The 17,485-nt window shown below is 26.8% G+C and carries 21 protein-coding genes; 18 read left to right on the forward strand and 3 right to left on the reverse strand.

Features of this window, described 5'->3' with window-relative positions:
- Positions 1 to 10: 10 nt before the first annotated feature.
- From leuS to SKUN_RS01660, 10 genes are all read left to right on the forward strand, one after another.
- Positions 11 to 2,428 (forward strand): leucine--tRNA ligase, encoded by a 2,418-nt coding sequence (gene leuS / locus SKUN_RS01620; RefSeq protein WP_053390592.1) that lies wholly within the window; start codon positions 11 to 13, stop codon positions 2,426 to 2,428.
- 39 nt (positions 2,429 to 2,467) lie between these two features.
- On the forward strand, positions 2,468 to 3,547 hold the full coding sequence (locus SKUN_RS09725) for a TMEM164 family acyltransferase (protein WP_053390593.1): 1,080 nt from the start codon (positions 2,468 to 2,470) through the stop codon (positions 3,545 to 3,547).
- An 88-nt stretch (positions 3,548 to 3,635) separates the two neighbouring features.
- The gene (locus SKUN_RS01630; protein ID WP_053390594.1) at positions 3,636 to 4,442 is read left to right on the forward strand and encodes an NAD(+)/NADH kinase; all 807 of its coding nucleotides are present in this window, start codon (positions 3,636 to 3,638) and stop codon (positions 4,440 to 4,442) included.
- A gap of 2 nt (positions 4,443 to 4,444) precedes the next feature.
- Positions 4,445 to 4,810 (forward strand): PTS transporter subunit EIIB, encoded by a 366-nt coding sequence (locus SKUN_RS01635; RefSeq protein ID WP_053390595.1) that lies wholly within the window; start codon positions 4,445 to 4,447, stop codon positions 4,808 to 4,810.
- A 312-nt stretch (positions 4,811 to 5,122) separates the two neighbouring features.
- The gene (locus tag SKUN_RS10220; protein ID WP_235511264.1) at positions 5,123 to 5,416 is read left to right on the forward strand and encodes an ADP-ribosyltransferase; all 294 of its coding nucleotides are present in this window, start codon (positions 5,123 to 5,125) and stop codon (positions 5,414 to 5,416) included.
- Between the two features lie 265 nt (positions 5,417 to 5,681).
- Positions 5,682 to 5,915 carry a methylated-DNA--[protein]-cysteine S-methyltransferase gene (locus tag SKUN_RS10225; protein WP_408640737.1) on the forward strand — a complete coding sequence of 78 codons (234 nt, stop codon included), beginning with the start codon at positions 5,682 to 5,684 and terminating at the stop codon, positions 5,913 to 5,915.
- Positions 5,915 to 6,064 (forward strand): methylated-DNA--[protein]-cysteine S-methyltransferase, encoded by a 150-nt coding sequence (locus SKUN_RS10230; protein WP_235511266.1) that lies wholly within the window; start codon positions 5,915 to 5,917, stop codon positions 6,062 to 6,064. The genes SKUN_RS10225 and SKUN_RS10230 overlap by 1 nt, the downstream gene beginning before the upstream one ends.
- A gap of 124 nt (positions 6,065 to 6,188) precedes the next feature.
- Complete coding sequence (locus SKUN_RS01650) at positions 6,189 to 7,844, forward strand: hypothetical protein (protein ID WP_053390596.1); 1,656 nt, start codon at positions 6,189 to 6,191, stop codon at positions 7,842 to 7,844.
- A gap of 56 nt (positions 7,845 to 7,900) precedes the next feature.
- Positions 7,901 to 9,448: a sodium-dependent transporter gene (locus SKUN_RS01655; RefSeq protein ID WP_053390597.1), complete on the forward strand. Its 1,548-nt coding sequence runs from the start codon at positions 7,901 to 7,903 to the stop codon at positions 9,446 to 9,448.
- A complete protein-coding gene (locus tag SKUN_RS01660; RefSeq protein ID WP_053390598.1) occupies positions 9,442 to 9,636 on the forward strand; it encodes a hypothetical protein in 195 nt (64 codons plus the stop codon). Before SKUN_RS01655 ends, SKUN_RS01660 begins: the two co-directional genes overlap by 7 nt.
- Positions 9,637 to 9,828: 192 nt before the next feature.
- On the opposite strand, the gene SKUN_RS10235 is transcribed toward SKUN_RS01660, so the two are convergent.
- A complete protein-coding gene (locus SKUN_RS10235; protein WP_235511268.1) occupies positions 9,829 to 10,095 on the reverse strand; it encodes a PTS sugar transporter subunit IIA in 267 nt (88 codons plus the stop codon).
- Between the two features lie 205 nt (positions 10,096 to 10,300).
- Here SKUN_RS10235 and SKUN_RS01670 point away from each other — a divergent pair, with 205 nt between their 5' ends.
- Entirely contained in the window at positions 10,301 to 10,867 is a 567-nt protein-coding gene (locus SKUN_RS01670) for a hypothetical protein (protein WP_053390599.1), read from the forward strand.
- A gap of 953 nt (positions 10,868 to 11,820) precedes the next feature.
- Here SKUN_RS01670 and SKUN_RS11190 read toward each other — a convergent pair.
- A complete protein-coding gene (locus SKUN_RS11190) occupies positions 11,821 to 11,943 on the reverse strand; it encodes a hypothetical protein (RefSeq protein ID WP_268794858.1) in 123 nt (40 codons plus the stop codon).
- On the reverse strand, positions 11,918 to 12,169 hold the full coding sequence (locus SKUN_RS01680; RefSeq protein WP_053390601.1) for a lipoprotein: 252 nt from the start codon (positions 12,167 to 12,169) through the stop codon (positions 11,918 to 11,920). Before SKUN_RS01680 ends, SKUN_RS11190 begins: the two co-directional genes overlap by 26 nt.
- 434 nt (positions 12,170 to 12,603) lie before the next feature.
- Between SKUN_RS01680 and SKUN_RS01685 the strand changes: the two genes are divergently transcribed.
- The 7 genes from SKUN_RS01685 (at position 12,604) to SKUN_RS10245 (ending at position 17,475) form a co-directional block, all read left to right on the forward strand.
- Entirely contained in the window at positions 12,604 to 13,086 is a 483-nt protein-coding gene (locus tag SKUN_RS01685) for a ribosome maturation factor (RefSeq protein WP_053390602.1), read from the forward strand.
- Between the two features lie 19 nt (positions 13,087 to 13,105).
- Positions 13,106 to 14,521: a transcription termination factor NusA gene (nusA, locus tag SKUN_RS01690; RefSeq protein WP_053390603.1), complete on the forward strand. Its 1,416-nt coding sequence runs from the start codon at positions 13,106 to 13,108 to the stop codon at positions 14,519 to 14,521.
- Positions 14,522 to 14,540: 19 nt separating this feature from the next.
- On the forward strand, positions 14,541 to 14,816 hold the full coding sequence (rnpM, locus tag SKUN_RS01695) for an RNase P modulator RnpM (RefSeq protein WP_053390604.1): 276 nt from the start codon (positions 14,541 to 14,543) through the stop codon (positions 14,814 to 14,816).
- 2 nt (positions 14,817 to 14,818) lie between these two features.
- Entirely contained in the window at positions 14,819 to 15,130 is a 312-nt protein-coding gene (locus SKUN_RS01700) for a L7Ae/L30e/S12e/Gadd45 family protein (RefSeq protein WP_053390605.1), read from the forward strand.
- Between the two features lie 23 nt (positions 15,131 to 15,153).
- Positions 15,154 to 17,007 (forward strand): translation initiation factor IF-2, encoded by a 1,854-nt coding sequence (infB, locus tag SKUN_RS01705; RefSeq protein ID WP_053390606.1) that lies wholly within the window; start codon positions 15,154 to 15,156, stop codon positions 17,005 to 17,007.
- A 76-nt stretch (positions 17,008 to 17,083) separates the two neighbouring features.
- Entirely contained in the window at positions 17,084 to 17,245 is a 162-nt protein-coding gene (locus SKUN_RS10240; protein WP_235511269.1) for a hypothetical protein, read from the forward strand.
- The gene (locus SKUN_RS10245; protein ID WP_235511271.1) at positions 17,203 to 17,475 is read left to right on the forward strand and encodes a sugar phosphate isomerase family; all 273 of its coding nucleotides are present in this window, start codon (positions 17,203 to 17,205) and stop codon (positions 17,473 to 17,475) included. The genes SKUN_RS10240 and SKUN_RS10245 overlap by 43 nt, the downstream gene beginning before the upstream one ends.
- The last annotated feature ends 10 nt before the right edge of the window (positions 17,476 to 17,485 follow it).

Raw genomic sequence — 17,485 nt, forward strand, 5'->3', positions numbered from 1 at the left:
GGTAATAAAGATGGAATTTTCGCATAAAGCAATTGAACAAAAATGACAACAATATTGAGAAGAACATCAAACTTTTAAAACAACAAATAATTCAGAGCAAAAAGCTTATATTTTAGATATGTTTCCATACCCATCAGGAGCAGGTTTACATGTTGGACATCCAAAAGGATATGTTGCAACTGATGTAATTAGTCGTATGCGAAAATTGCAAGGTTATGATGTTTTGCATCCAATTGGTTGAGATGCATTTGGTTTACCAGCTGAACAATATGCTTTACAAACAGGGAATGATCCAGCAGAATTTACTTTTCAAAACATTGCTAATTTTCGTAACCAATTAAAAGCACTTGGCTTTAGTTATGACTATAAAAAAGAAGTTAATACCTCTTCACCAGAGTTTTTTAAAACAACACAATTAATTTTTGAATTATTATATCAAAATGGATTAGCTGAGATGCGTGATGTTGATGTTAATTGATGTCCTGAATTAGCCACAGTCTTAGCTAATGAAGAAGTATTAAATATTAATGGAAAAATGGTTTCTGAACGTGGACATTTTCCAGTTTTTAAAAAACCAATGCGACAATGGGTTTTAAAAATTACTGCCTATGCAGAAAAATTATTAGCAGGATTAGATGAAGTTGATTGGCCAGAATCAGTTAAAGAGTTACAACGAAATTGAATTGGAAAATCAGTTGGTGTTGAAATTAAGTTTGCGGTCCAAAATAATCCAGAAATTATTAATGTTTTTACAACCCGTGCTGATACAATTTTTGGTGTTGAGTATCTTGTTTTAGCACCTGAACATCCATTAGTCTCAAAATTAATAACACCTGAATATGAAGCTGCTGTTACAAAATTTTTAGCAGCAACAAAAGCAAAAACTGACTTAGATCGGCAAGATATTAGTAAAGAAAAAAATGGAATTTTTATTGGTAGTTATGCTATTAATCCAATCAATGAAAAGCTTATTCCAATTTGAATTGCTGATTATGTGTTACCATTTTATGCAACTGGTGCTGTGATGGCTGTGCCAGGTCATGATGAACGGGATTATTTATTTGCTTTAAAATATCATTTACCAATTAGTTATGTTATTGAAGGAGAACATCATAATAAATTACAAAATAAAGATGGTAAACATATTAATTCTGATTTTTTGAATGGTTTAAGGACAGAAGAAGCAACAAAAAAAGCAATTGATGTTTTAACAGCAGTTGGAAAAGCGAAAGTTAAAACTACTTATAAACTTCGTGATTGGTTATTTTCTCGTCAAAGATATTGAGGAGAACCTTTTCCAATTATCCATTGAGAAGACGGTTCAATTAGTTTAGTTGATGAAACAGAATTACCGTTAGAATTACCAAAAATGACAAATATTAAACTATCACAAACGGGAGAATCACCATTAGCTAATGCCACAGAATGATTAACTGTTATTGACAGTACTGGAAAAAAAGGACGCCGAGAAACTAATACGATGCCGCAATGAGCGGGTAGTTGTTGATATTATTTAGCTTATATTTTAATGGAAGATAAGCAACTGTTAGACTTACGTAGTGTTAAAGCACAAGCTTTGTTAAAAAAATGATTACCAGTTGATTTATATGTTGGTGGCCAAGAACATGCTGTTTTGCATTTATTATATTCACGTTTTTGACATAAATTTTTATATGACCAAAAATTAGTTCCAACTTCTGAACCATTTTATAAATTAGTTAATCAAGGAATGATTTTAGGTACAGATGGTTTAAAAATGAGTAAATCAAAAGGAAATGTGATTAATCCTGATGATATTATTAAATCACATGGGGCTGATACATTACGTTTATATGAAATGTTTATGGGACCAATTGAAGCATCATTGCCTTGAAATTCAAATGGGTTAGATTCAGCACGAAAATGATTAGATCGCGTTTATCGTCTTATTAAAAATAATAATTTTTCACAAGATAATAATCATGAGTTAGATTTTTTTTATCATAGAATGGTTAAAAACAGCAAAGAAATGTTAGAAAAATTAAGTTTTAATACAGCAATTTCACAACTAATGGTCTTTATTAATGCTTGTTATAAAATAAAAGGTCCAATTTATCAACCATATTTTGAAGGGTTTACTAAAATGTTAAGTTTGTTTGCTCCACATTTAGCAGAAGAAATTTGAACAAAATTAAATCAACCATCATCAGTTGCATTGTCAACATGGCCAAAATATGATGAAAAATATTTACAAAAAAATGAGGTTATAATTGCAGTTCAAGTTAATGGTAAATTATTTGCTAAATTAGAAGTACCACTTGATACATCAGCAGAAAAATTATCAGCTTTGGCTAAAGCTAATAGCAATGTTCAAACCTTTTTAGATAAGCATGAGATTATTAAAGAAATTATTATTAAAAATAAAATTGTTAATTTTGTTATAAAATAAATAGAAAAGATATTAATTATTTATCAAAGGAGAAAAGTAATGAAATTTGTTTGTTCTAGCAATGGACCATGAGGTTTTTTTGACCCAGCAGGTTCATATCTGCCAAGGGCTTATTGAACTGACCAGTGATTTTTTAAAGGTCATAATTATGTCTTTCAATTAGTTGGCATTAGTATTTTTATTTTAATTATTGGTTCATTATTTGTTTGCAAAAAGTATTATGCAAAAACTGTTAATTGACAATGGTTTCGAATTTCAATCGGGATTTATCAAATTATAACTTATTTCTTAACATATGCGATTTGAGTAACTTATTTAGCAGTTGTTTTAAAAACAGAGTGAATTTGAGGACCGGTGGGACCTTCGCAAATTCGTGGTTTAAGTGAAGTTATGCCATTACACTTATGTAGTTTACACCAGTTATTATCGGGCTTTATTTTAATTTTTCCTAGTCGAAAATTTTTTGAAGTTGTTGCTCCTTCAGCAATTGTTTTACCAATTTTAGCAATTATAACGCCGGTTAATGGTTATTGAAGTTTAGATAATTTCTTTTACTATAATTACTTTATTCTTCATACATTAATTATTTTTGCTTATTTATATGTTTATAAATATGGTTTAGTGGAAAAGCCTTATAGTGGTTTATTATTTAAATGACAGTTATTATGATTAACATTATTTTCTGTTATTGCAGTAATTTGAGATTGAATTTTTAAAACAAACCAATTATTTGTGGGGCCAAGTAGCGGTGAACCATGAAACAATGGTGGTTTTAATGTTGGTGGTTGAAATACAAACTTTATTGGTGCAAAATATATGTGGCCATTTGCTTGATTACCAATGTTTTTCTTAGGAATTGTAATTGTTTCATTAACCCACATTTTATTATTTTATATACCACAAAGTTTTTTATATGATAAAAAAACAAAAAAATTAGAATCTGTTTCTCGCGGCATATGTAATAAATTTCATACTAAAGAAGGATTAACTTACATTACCTTTACTTTTAAATATATTTTTTGATCAGATAATAAAATTCATCATTATCTTAATCAAACTAATTTATTAAAATTTACTGATATTGAATTATTAACAATTCGCAATAAGAATCATAGTTAGCAAAGCTAACTATTTTTTTATTTAATTAAGTTTTCAATTTAAAATAAAGGTATAATATAACTAAATGAAAGAAAAGGTGGCGAAAACAATGGTTAAATATGCAATTATTGCAAATGATTATCAAGAATCAACACAGTTAGTTAATAAAATTAGTAAACTTTTACAAGAAAATCAATTAAAAGAAGATCTTAGTAACCCACAGTATGTTTTTATCATTGGCGGGGATGGAACTTTATTAAGAGCGGTTAATAAATTTCAAGATATTATTGATAAAGTTTTTTTTATTGTAATTAAATCTGGTTCATTAGGATTTTATGCCAACTATGATGAAAATACTTATACTAAAGCAATTAAAGCAATTATTAATAATAAAGTTCATATTCGCCAAATGCCATTATTAGAAATTAAATATAATGGTAATCTTATTCGCTATGCATTAAATGAAGCAAAAGTTGTTGACCATGTTAAAACAATTCGTACTGACATTTATGTTAATAATGATTTGTTGGAGCATTTCCGGGGAAGTGGGCTTGTTTTTGCAACTAAAACTGGTTCAACAGGTTATATGCGAGCAATTAATGGTTCGATTATTGCATCTAATATTTCCACTCTATGGCAATTAAAAGAAATTGCTCCGGTGGCAAATTCAACTTTTTCCACAATTAACGCTTCAATTATTTTAGACCAAGATCAAATAATAAGGTTAAATGATGAGTTGAAAGGAAAAAGTTTAGTTATTGATACTTATGAATCAAAAATTTTAAGTTCCGATGTAGAGTTAAAAATTAGTCAAAAAACATTGAACTTATGCTATGATAAAGAAAATGATTTGAGTCTAATTGCGAAAATGAAGTTATTATTTGCTCATTGCAATGATAACAGAGGAGATGATTAATAATGCAAACTGAATATATTATTATTATTATTGTGGCAATGATTTTAATGTTGTTGTTTATTTTAATGATGATTTTTCGGAAAAAGATTTTTAATTTTCAAAAAATTCTTGTTCCAAAACAAGCACTTTCTTTTTCTATTAATGATTTAATTAATATTTTAGGAACAAAAACAAATATTACAATGGTTAAAGCAACCTTAACTCGGTTGCGAATAACAGTAAAAGATTTAGACGAAGTTGATTTGGTTTTGTTAAAAACTAAATTTAAATTAAAAAATATTTATATTGTTGCCCAAACTGTTATTTTGCCATTTGGCAATATCAGTTTAGCAATAAAAGTTGAAATGAATAAAATTATTGGAATATAATTATTACAATTTTTTTATTATTGTTTATTTTTATCTGCAAATAATTTTTTAAAAGCACTTTAGTGTTTTTTTGTTACTTTTAAGAGATAATTTAATTATAAAGTGGAGGAAGAATTGTAATGATATTTAAATAGTTTATTTTTTATGTGCCAGCGCGAGGACAATTAAAGCAACCTTTAAATAAAAAATTTAATAAAAATCGATGCCACTATAAAGACAGACATGAAGAAGCAAGGAATGGCGGAAGACAATTATATAATTATTGAGAAAATAAATTAACAAAAAATGAAAAAAAAGGAATTCAAGGAGTATTTGAAACAATATATCGGAAGTCATTATGAACCAATTAATGAATATTTACGAAAGACAAATGGAAAAATATATCATGATATTGAAGCTATTCCAGCTGAACTTAAATTTACAAAAAATGATTTAAAGAAAGTTAATGATAAAATTTTAAAATTAGATAAATCATTTCAAAAAGCAAAAACAAATAAAAAATTAGTTGTTTTTCGTTGGGTTAGTGGCTATCAATTTTCAGACCATGATCTTAATTTACGTGATGCAAATAATAGAATTAATTGTGATTTATTTACGCAAAACTAATAAAAAATAAAAAAAATTTGCTAATTATAAATAGTTTTTCATAAATTTAATAGTATAATTTAAATACCTTAACGCACAAAATAATTTATTTTAATCAAAAACAGCAATCATTAGGAGGTTATAAGATATGGTCAAACAAAAGTTAACTAAATGATATTATAACAATTTAAAGATTAATAATTAAAATTTATATGTTGCTGTTTCTGAACAAGGTGTAACTTTTATTGGTTCTAAAAACAAAGGGTTTAATGAATTAGAATCTTGGTTGAAGAAAAAGAAACAAAATATTTTATTAATTGCTGATCAAGAAGGAAAAACGAACCTTGCTATGGAGCAATTAACGGAATATTTAATGGGAAAACGAACATTTTTTACTTTAACGTTTGATTTCATTGGTACTTTGTTTCAAAAAAAGGTTTGAGCAGAAGTTGCTAAAATACAATATGGAACAACAACTTGTTATGTTGATATTGTACAAAAATTGGACATCCGCAAGTAATGCGAGCTGTGGTGACAGCAATTGGCAATAATGCCATCACAATTCTTGTTCCCTGTCATCGTGTTTTAGGCAAAAATAATGCTTTACGTGGCTATCGTGGTGGGTTAGAAATGAAAGCATCGTTATTACAATTAGAAAATATTTGATAATTAGTATTTGTTATTTTAAATTTATGCTTTGTTAAAAGTAGTTTTTATTACAATTAATTTTATTTTTAATTAGTATGTTGATTATCAACAATAAATTTTTAATATATTAAAAGGAGAAAAAATTATGGGAAAGTTTCATACAATAGCAAGTAGTTTATTAGTGTTTGGAACTATTAAAATGACATTTGTACCTACTTCTAGTTTTTTTAATCAAAAGGGATATATTACAGAACTATCACCAACAGCAGTTTCATCACTTGACCAAGATGATTTTATTTATTCAGGCTATTTATTACAGTATTTTATTTATAAGTCTTCCAATATTGACCAAAACAAAACAGTAAAAATTATGGAAAACAATATTATTACTAATAAAGATATAATTTATAATAATAAAACTAATATTAATAATGTGAGAATCGATACGAAAGAATTATTTGAAATGTCATTAATGGCCTCGATTATTAATACTAGTATTTATGGAATGAAAACTTGGAAAGAATTTTTTGCCGAAGCATATTCAAAATGAATGACAATGCCAAACGAAATGAAAAATAAAAGCTGAGAAATTTTAAATAATTTTTTTATTGATATTTATACTCCGCTTCAAAAAGAGAATTTTGGTTCCCGAATTACTTCTTTGCAAAAACAACGTGATAAAATTGATCAGTATGTTGCAAAGTCAACTATTAGTTATAATACTAATTTAACAACTAAAGCGATTGATGCAGTTGATTTAAAATATTTTTTGCCATTTTTTGAACTTGGTTTACAACAATTAATTCCCCAAAATAGTAAATTATGAGCACAAAATTATACTTTTAATGTTCTTAAAACAAGTTTAATTATGTGGCAGTCAAGTGGAAAGCAAGATATTAAAAATGATGATTTTAGTTTTGACGGAAATATTTTACGAAATAGCATTATTAATGATGGTAAGCAAGATTTAACAGCGCAATTAGGAAATATGATGAATGATTCATATACGCGAGCATCACAATCATCGATTATAAAATTTGAAAATTTTATGAATACTAGTAAACAGCAATATTATTCATCATTTGATAAGTTAGATGAAGATTTAAAAAATATAACAGAATATGAAAATAATTATTATCATGAAAAAGGGAGCACTATTTTCTTAAAAGATAGCGTGCAAGCAATGCAAAAATATTATCAATGAAGTGATGAACTGATGGAGTTTCTTAAAGAACAAATTTTAAATTTATTTAATATGACTTATGAAATAACTGGTGACAATTTTAAATATTTTTTAACTGGATTTTTATTTTCTCCTGATGCACCATTGTTAGAAGAAGGTAGCCAAATAGCAGCTTATACAAATTATTCTTTTCATTCATTACCAGGATCAAATCGTTTTATTTCAACTAGACGGGCTTATATCGTTATTTCTGCAAAAGAATTTGATAATGTTTTGCGGGGAAAAACTATTCCTGAATATTTTATTGGATGATGAAACTCACCAAATGTTTTTTGTACTTTGAACCATGAGATGGGGCATGCTGTTGATGCTTACTATGGAATGATTAAAGAAGCACGAAATGTTGCACCAAAATATTTTAAGAATCTTGTAAATAGTTTAGGGATTAAAGGACAATATATGGGTAACATTTTTGGCTATGATGATATTGTAAGTTATAATCAAAACGTTAACATTATTAAAATTGTTTTAATTATTATGTTTGGTGCTTTTTGCACAATTATTATTATTGCTGTTGCTTGAGGTATTAGTCGTAAGATTAGACATCAAAAGAAATAGAAATGGTAAAAATGCAACAATATTGCATTTTTTATTGAAAAACAAAGGAGAAAAAAATGAGTAGTAAAAAACAAATGACAAAATTTGGATTTATTGTTTCATCATTCGGTGCAGCAATTGGATTAGGGGTAATTTGGGGATTACCTGGTTATATTAATAAATATGGTGGATTTTATTTTTTCTTAATATATATTTTTTCATTATTAATAGTGGGAATCCCACTATTAATTTTTGAATTTAACTTAGGAAATCTTCGACGTAAAAGTGTAATTAACATTTTTGATAAGGAAAGTGTTCGCTTTAGTCGCTTTATGGGTTGGTTTCAATCAAATTTAATGATTATTATTCCGATTTATTATACTGTTTTGGTTGGTTATACTATTATTTCGATTGGAATTGAATTTAGTTCTACCTTGATTAGTAATGTTCATGGAAATATTTTTAATCATCAGATTTTACAACGTGGTGGTTTTGGCATAACTAACAATGGTGGTTTTCAATGAATTGTATTTTTAGCTTTTTTATTTGTTGTTTTGTTAGTTGGTCTTATCTTATTATTTGGAATTAGTGGAATTGAAAAAGTTAATAAGTTTTTTATGCCCTTATTATTTTTAATTATTTTAATTTTAGCAATTTATATTTTAACAGTTCCAGGGAGTCATCAAGGATTAGCAACGTTGTTTTTAACAAATAATTTAGAGAAATTAAAACAAAGTCAAACATGATGTAGTGTTTTTTCCTTGTCTTTTTTTACAACATCATTAGGAATGGGAATGATGATGCGCTTTGCTGGTGTAGGTCCACATAATCAAGATAATGCTTCAAAAGCTTACTTATTAGTAATTGGAATTTTATTTTTATCCATTACTAACTTAATCTTTATTTTTGGTGCATCAGGGGCTATTGTTAATAATTTGGTTATTGATAAAAATGATATTTTATTATTTCAACAAAAAATTGCTACTAAGTTTGGTAGTGATTCAATGGTTTTTGTTTTTAATGTTTTGCCAGAAACTTTCCATATTATTAATCAAAATACTGTTGTGGGAGTTGGGAATTTCTTAGGAGTTTTATTCTTTTTAGCTTTATTTATTGCCGGATTAAGTACAGCGGTTGGTAATATTGAAGTTATTGTGGATGCTATTGAAACACAATATGAAATTAGTAATCAAAAAGTAATTTGTGGGATTTGTTTAACAATTATTGTTGTTGGTTTATTACTAGTTTTTGATAGTACATATCAGGTAATTAATTCCTTTCAATTATTAGCAGCAGGATTGGATTTAATTTTAGTATCTTTAGCACAAGTTATTTTCTTTGTTTGATATGCAAAAAAACTACATATTGTAATTAATTACAATAACCAAGTATCATGAATTAAATTAAATAAGTTATATAAAATTATGATGTATTATTTAATTCCACTTATATTAGTTGTTATTGTTGTTTTTTTAGTTTATAATTTTATTATTAGTTGTACAAAAAACGCTTGATATATCTCAGTATTAGCTTTTGTGTTAGGCATTTTTGTACCAGTCCTAGTTGCAAGTTTGAATAGTTATTATGGCATAAAACGAGAAAAAGGAGTACAGAAACCATGTTAGTTACCATCGGCATTGTTGTTTTATTAGTTTTAGCAATTTTATTAGCAGTTGCTTTTGGCTTTTTTATCTATAAAGATTGACAACGTAGCCAGCATACATTAGAAGTTGATCAGAAATTAGCATTAGAACATAAGTTAGAAGAAGATTTAGAACCAAGTTTAGATCATAAAACTAATGAAAGAAAGTAAATTTAATATATTTTAATTACCACGCTATTTGATAATTTCAATTAATTTTATTGATGATGAACAGTTTTTTATACTAGTTAAAAATTCTTTTTTTTCAAATAGTTTAGCAATTTATTGAAGTAATTCTATATGTGAAAAATTATCTTCTGCAGCAAGAGCTAAGCAATATTTAATATGGTATTTGTCTTCTTTTTAAAATTTAACTGGAATTTTAAAATATGTAAAACTTATTCCAGTTTTTAAAATTGTTGAATCAGGCATAATATGCAATAATGCTAATTTGAGTGCCACAACATAATAAGGACCTAAATAATTTGTTATTTCAATAATTTTAGTGGGAAAATCAGTTTTAACATAATTATTTGTAATTAATAATTCAGATGCTAATTCAATTGTTTGTTCTCATTTATTAATTGGTTTTTCAATATATTGAAATAATTTTTCATTAAATATTTTCATTTTTTACAAACCTTTCTATTTTTTTATTTTTTTTATTATAGAAAGAAGAAATTAAAGTACAAGAAAATTAATTGTTTTTGTATTTTTTGGGAGCTTCATCGTACAGGATGCAAAGTTATAAACATTTATTGAATTTGATATTAATCAAAGTAAATATAAACCTTTTGAAATATTTAGAGAACAAGGTAATGATAAAATTGGTGCTATGATTGGTGCTAATACTACTAGTTTTAGTTTTACAACTTTATTAACTGATAAATTAAAAGGTACTGTTTTAAATAAAAATGGTACACCAACTAGTGAATTAGTTTATTCAACTTATAATTTAAAACAATTAAATAAAAAAACTAATATAGTTTATTTAATTAATGAACAAACCAAAGCAATTGATGCTCAAACACCAGTTAGTGATAGTGAAAAAGATAATGATTTAGAATTTTTACAAACACCTGGTGGGAAAAATTGTAGTTATATAATTGATATGTTTTCAATTCAAGAATTATATAAAGGTAATTTTGAAATTATCTTTTATGCTGATAACCTATATACTAATAATGAAGAAGATTATTTAAGATTATCAGTATGAAGTTTTAGAGGTAAAACAAAAAGTACATTAAATAATTATTTACGCGATATGACAACTAATTATAAAACTAGTTTTTTATTACCCCATGATTATGAAATACTAACTTTTAAATACCACAATATGTATTACCACCAGTACCATATAAGTATCAACTATATACAAAAGATATTATGCCTTCTGATGTAGTACAAACATTAAAAACTAGATTTAATTCATAGATAAAATGTAAACAAGTAGGTAGTAATCCAATAAATTTTTTTCAGATGAATTTAATTATGCTTATTATGAAACTGAAATTGATTTAAAACAAATTGACCCAACAATTCAAAGTATTGAAAAATTTAAAAGTGCTTATAAAACAATAGAAATAAGTAATCTAGATAATTTACAAGTTAAATGTGGACCACCAAATATAGAGAATTTTATTCCTAATAGAAATATTTATTTATATGGAGAAGTTAGTGGTTGTGATAACAAATTATTTTCATTATCAGATATAAAATTACTACAAGAAGGTCGTTCACAAATTGATAAAGTTAATTTTAATAATAAAATAACTTTATATACAGATAATATAAATTTTGATATTCAAATATTCGCTACAGTTAAAACAAATGGATTACCAAGTGAAAATTATTATAATAGATATTAAGCACCAAATAATATATTTGAAATATATTTTTTATTACAAATAACAAAACTATCTAATAATGACAATGACAAAATCAAAGAAACATATTTGCAATCATATTATACTAATAATATAAAATTAAAAATTAGATTTTCAAAAGTATTAATTGCAAATTTATCAGCAAAAATATTAAGAAGGACCAGATGATTTTGAGGTAATAACGATTATATTGTATTAGAGATTAATAATCCAAATGTTTTAGGTATTAGAAATAAAAGCAATAGCCCAGTTAAAATTACAATAAAACCTAGATAAAAAGAAAAAGAGATATAAAATCTCTTTTTTTATTCTCCATTAACTTTTATATTACCTTTATCATGAACTATTAACTTTGGCTCTGTTGTATTTAAATTTCAACGATAAACTGATTTAAATCTTGGAGCGGGTCAATCGCTTATAACACTATAAGAACTAATAATAACTGTGTTAACTACACCATTTTTTTGTATTATTCTAAATTTAATTTATAATTTTTATCTTCATTTTTATTATCAATTTCAACACTAGGATGTGTTCTATCTATTAAAATATTATTTTTAAATTTACTAATATTTCATTTTTTCTTTTTCAAACCACATAATATCATTTACTATCAACTGTATTAAATGATTTTTTTGTGGTGCTATTCATTCTAAGTTTTCTTTTATTTCTTTGTAATTTGTGCATATTTGGTTTTCTTGTTTTAGTTGTTGTAATTCATCTTCGTTATATTGTGGTATATTATTACAACTAACTAAACTTGTTGTACTTGTACCCATTAAACTAATTGTCCCTATTATACTTAATAATCTTTTCATTTCAATTTACCTTTTTTTATTAGTTAAATTATATAAAAATATATTTGTTTGTAAATACCTTTATTACGTGTTTTAAGACCTAAATTAGCAATGAAATATATTAACTTTTTATATATTTAAAAGTATTGTATATTCTCATTTTAGTATTCCCCTTTTTAAAGAAATGTGTTTTAATAAGTGTGTAAATAAGATACTTTTAAATTAAGCTGTTTAATGATTAATTTTTTTTAAAAATAATCTAAAGTTATTGTTAAACTTGTACTTAAAATAATATTCAAACTATCTTCTTAATTTTGTTGCATTTTTATTAATAAGGTATTATAATAATAAAGTAATTAAAATAGATCAATAAAGAGCACAACCGTGCTCTTTATTTAATGCCATAAATAATGCCATAAATTTAGTTATGTTTGATTAAGAAAGGATGGTGTTGAATGGAAAATTTTATACAACAAGAAACAAAATTGAAAGTAGCTTTGGAAAATTATTTAGCAAAGCAAAATTTAACTTTGTTTGCAATTAATTATTTACAAGAGTTTGACACAAATGTTGTGCAAGTATTAATTGAAGATAAAACAACTGTGCTTGATTTAGATCATCTAACAGTTATTAGTGAAGAAATTAATGAATTGGTTGATAGTCTTGATTTATTTTCAGAAGAATACTTGTTAGAGGTTTCAACACCAGGTGCTGAGCGACCATTACGAAATTGAAATGAACTACAGCAACATGTTAAGGAGTATGTTTGTTTAGAATTTAACGAAAAAGTCAATAATTTAGTTGAAGTTACTGGTGAATTATCAATGGTTGATAAGCAACAAAATCTTACTATTACTTATTTTGTTAAAGGTGCTCGCAAAACCTTGCAAACAAATTATCAAAATATTAAATTTGCGCGTTATGCGGTTAAATTTTAAGAAAGGAATGTTATATAGCATGATTGATGGTGCAAAATTATTGTCAACAATTGATGAAATTGTTAGTGAAAAACAAATTAGTCGTGATTTAATTTTAGATTCAATTAAAGAAGGAATTAGGAAGGCTTATGAAAAACATTTTGATCCAGAAGCAACAATTATTGTTGAGATTCATCAAAAAACAGGGCAAATTAAAGTTGAAAAAGAATTAACTGTTGTTAAAAAAGTAGAAGATGATTTATTAGAAATTGGTTTAAATGAAGCCAAAGAAAAATATGGTGAGCAAATTACAATTGATGATAAAGTTTATGAACAAGTTAATTCAGAAGAATTTTCACGATTAGCAATTTTCCAAGTTGGCCAAATTATTAAACAACAAATTAAAGAAGCAGAAAAGGATTCAATTTTTGATGAATATATTATCCAAAAAGGTCACTTAATGACGGGTGTTGTTATTGCTGCTGAAGAAAAATACTTATTAGTTGAAGTCGAACGAACATTTGCTTATATTCCTCGAAAAAATTTGATTTTTTCTGAACATTTTGAAGTTGGACAACCAATTACTTTTTTAGCAGAAGATGTTGTTAAATCAAAAAATGCAGGACAAATTATTGGCTCACGAACAAGCAATGATTTTTTATATAGTTTATTAGAACGTGAGATTCCAGAAATTTTTGAGCAAGTAATTGAAGTAAAAGCAATTGCTCGTGATCCTGGGCGTCGTAGTAAGATTGCTGTTTATAGTACAAATGAAAATATTGATCCAATTGGTGCTTGTGTTGGTAGCAAGGGCAGTCGAATTAATAAAGTAACAGCTGAATTACAAGATGAAAAAATTGATATTTGTATTTATAATGATAATAGTCAACAATTTATTATTAACTCATTATCACCCGTAAAAGTAATTTCAATTACAACTAATGATGAAGAAAAAGAAGCTGACGTTGTTGTTCCTGATGAGCAATTATCATTAGCAATTGGAAAAGGTGGAAGTTCTGCAAAATTAGTTGCAAAGTTAACAAAATGAAAACTAAACATTATGAGTTATAGTGAAGCGTTAACGAAACAAGTTGAAATTTTATGAAATGGAAATTTAACAACTGATGAACTTAGTGCATTAAAAGTTAAATTAAAAGATAAAATTAAACCAAAAGCCATTGTTGAAACAAATACTGTTGATATAACAGCCGGTTTACCAGTTGAAGAATTTGAAATTATTGAAGAACAAATGGCTGAAGAAACAATGATTTTAGATGAAGAAAATTATCATGTTGATGATTTAACAGAATCAACTCCTAAAGTATTAGAAAATGAAATTCAAGAAATTGAAGACAATCTTTCTTATTTTGAGAGTGAACAATTTGAAAATCAAGATGATGATGACGATGAAATTAATTATGACGAGTATGATGATTATTATGATCAAGATAAATAATTAACTAGGAGGGATATCGATGACAAATCATAAAAAAATTCCCTTACGAAAATGTGTTGTTTCACAACAAATGTTACTAAAAAAAGAATTGGTACGAATTGTTAAGACACCAAAAGGGGAAATTATTATTGATCCAACCGGAAAGGCCAATGGGCGCGGTGCTTATTTACGACCAACATTAGAGATTTATGAAAAAGCAAAAAAGACTCACGCGCTAGAACGTGCTTTAAAAACAAAGTTAACTGATCAATTTTACGAAATGTTATATTGTGAAATTAGTGAAGGTTGAGATTAACGATGATAGATCAAAAAGGATATAGTTATCTTGGTCTAGCCAAACGAGGGGGTAAACTAATCACAGGGGCTTGTTTGTTAACTGCCATTCAACAAAAAAATGTTTATTTAGTATTAACATTAACAAGCAGTGATGTTGGTGCTACGCAAGCAAAAAAATATCAACAAAAATGTTTTTATTATAAGATCCCTTATTTTAGTTGCCTTGATTTCAATTTAACCCAACAAGCTTTAGGAACAAATAATGTTAAAATGATTGGTATTAGTGACCAACATCTTGCCCAACGGTTGTTGACATTATTAAATAATTCTTAAAATTCAAAAATGAGGAGGGACAGATGAGTAGTAAAAATAACAAACAAAATAAAAAAACATTAGCTAAAAAACAACGAAATCGTATTCAATCACAATTAAAAACGGTTGAAGCACATGTTACAGAAGGAGTTTTTGTTTATGATGAGGCATTAACTATTGCTGAGTTTGCACAAAAAATTAATAAACCCGTTAGTGAAATTATTAAATACTTTTTTAGTAAGGGGATAATGTTAAATCAAAATACTTTTTTAACTGAAGAGCAATTGGGAGAGTTATGTTTAGAATTCGGGTTAGATTTTAAACGTGAAAAATCAGTAACACATGAAAATTTAATTGAAAGTTTTGAAGTTAATGATGACTCTTCTTCGTTAGAAAAACGACCACCAATTGTCACAATTATGGGCCATGTTGATCATGGGAAAACAACTCTATTAGATACCATTCGTAATACGAATGTGGTAAGTAAAGAACATGGGGGAATTACACAACATATTGGGGCTTATCAAATTAAAACGAAACATGGTGAAAAAATTACCTTTGTTGATACTCCTGGACATGAAGCTTTTACACAAATGCGCGCACGAGGGAGTGCAGTAACAGATATTGTTGTCTTAGTTGTTGCCGCTGATGATGGTGTAATGTTGCAAACTAAAGAAGCCATTGATCATGCCAAAGCAGCTGACGTACCAATTATTGTTTTTGTTAATAAAATGGATAAAGTTGGAGTAAATTTAGATAATATTTTAATGCAATTATCACAAGAAGAATTAACTCCAGAAGAGTGAGGAGGAACAACTCCTTATGTTAAAGGAAGTGCTAAACAAAAACAAGGAATTAATGAATTATTAGATACAATTTTATTAATGGCTGATTTAATGGAATTAAAAGCAAATCCAAATCGTTTTGCGTTAGGAACAGTGCTTGAATCACACTTAAATCGTGGCTTAGGACCAGTTGCAACACTATTGGTGCAATCAGGAACATTGAATATTAAAGATGCCTTAGTTGTTGGTTATACTTTTGGTTATGTTCGTGATTTATCTGATGAGAGTGGTAAAAAAATTAAATCAGCAGGACCATCAACTCCAGTTATGATTCATGGTTTAAATGAAGTACCAAATGCTGGTGACCGTTTTATGGTTTTTCGCGATGAAAAATTAGCACGTGAAATTGCTTTAAAACGAAAAACAATTGATACAATGAATAAACGTTATAAAAATCAAAATTTCTCGTTAGAAAGTTTATCAGCCCAAATTAAAGATGGACAATTAAAACAAATTAATATTATTTTAAAAGCTGATACTCAAGGAACAGTTGAAGCGGTAAAAGCAAATCTATTAAAAATTAATATTCCAGGTGTAAGAATTAATGTTTTACGAGCAACTGTTGGGGCAATTTCTGAAAGTGATGTAACATTAGGTTTAGCTAGTCAAGCATTTATTGTTGGTTTTAATGTTCGTCCAACAGCTCATGTTCGGAAAAAAGCCGAAGATGAAGGTGTTGCAATTCGTTTGCATACAATTATTTATAAATTAACTGAAGAAATAGTTGCCGCAGCGGAAGGAATGTTAGATCCAGAAATGGTTGAAGAAGTGTTAGGGCAAGCGGAAGTACGTCAAATTTTCCGTCATTCTGATATTGGAACTATTGCTGGTTGTTATGTTATTGATGGTATTATTCCACGAAAATCACGAGTTCGAGTTTTACGTGATGGAGTTATCGTCTATAGTGGTGAATTGGCATCATTAAAACATGTTAAAGATGATATTAAAGAAGCCAAAACAGGGGCTGAATGTGGGTTAACAATTAAAAACTATAATGATTTAAAAGAGCAAGATGTTATTGAAGCTTATACTGAGAAAGCCTCTACAAAGTAATGATTTTTTTGGTTGTTTTATGTTATTTTTGGTTGTTTTTGGTTAAAAATAATATATAATTACAGTTGGTAAGAGTATGTTAAAAGAATTGCGATGAGAAAAAATTTTAGCTTGTTTAGATGATCAACAATTAGTATTAGTTAACGACTTAATTAAACAATTGCAGTTATTACCAACAACAAAATTAAACCAAAAATGTGTCTTTATTTGGATGCTGGTTCACCAACCTTATCATTAATTAAGTTATTACAACCAGCAGATGATTTAGTAATAATTATTAAATCAATCTTCCATGTAGAACTATTATCTTTAAGAGGATTTAATAATGTTTATGTCTTGGGAGAAAAATATAAAAACCAAACAGGAAAATTAATTTGTTGAAAAGCCATTACGACTTTACAAAAATATCAAATTGATTGTGCTTTTTTAGGTATGAATATGATTAATAGCCAGGATTTACATTTATAAGACTGACCCA

This window comes from Spiroplasma kunkelii CR2-3x (assembly GCF_001274875.1).
Lineage (GTDB): Bacteria > Bacillota_I > Bacilli_A > Mycoplasmatales > Mycoplasmataceae > Spiroplasma > Spiroplasma kunkelii.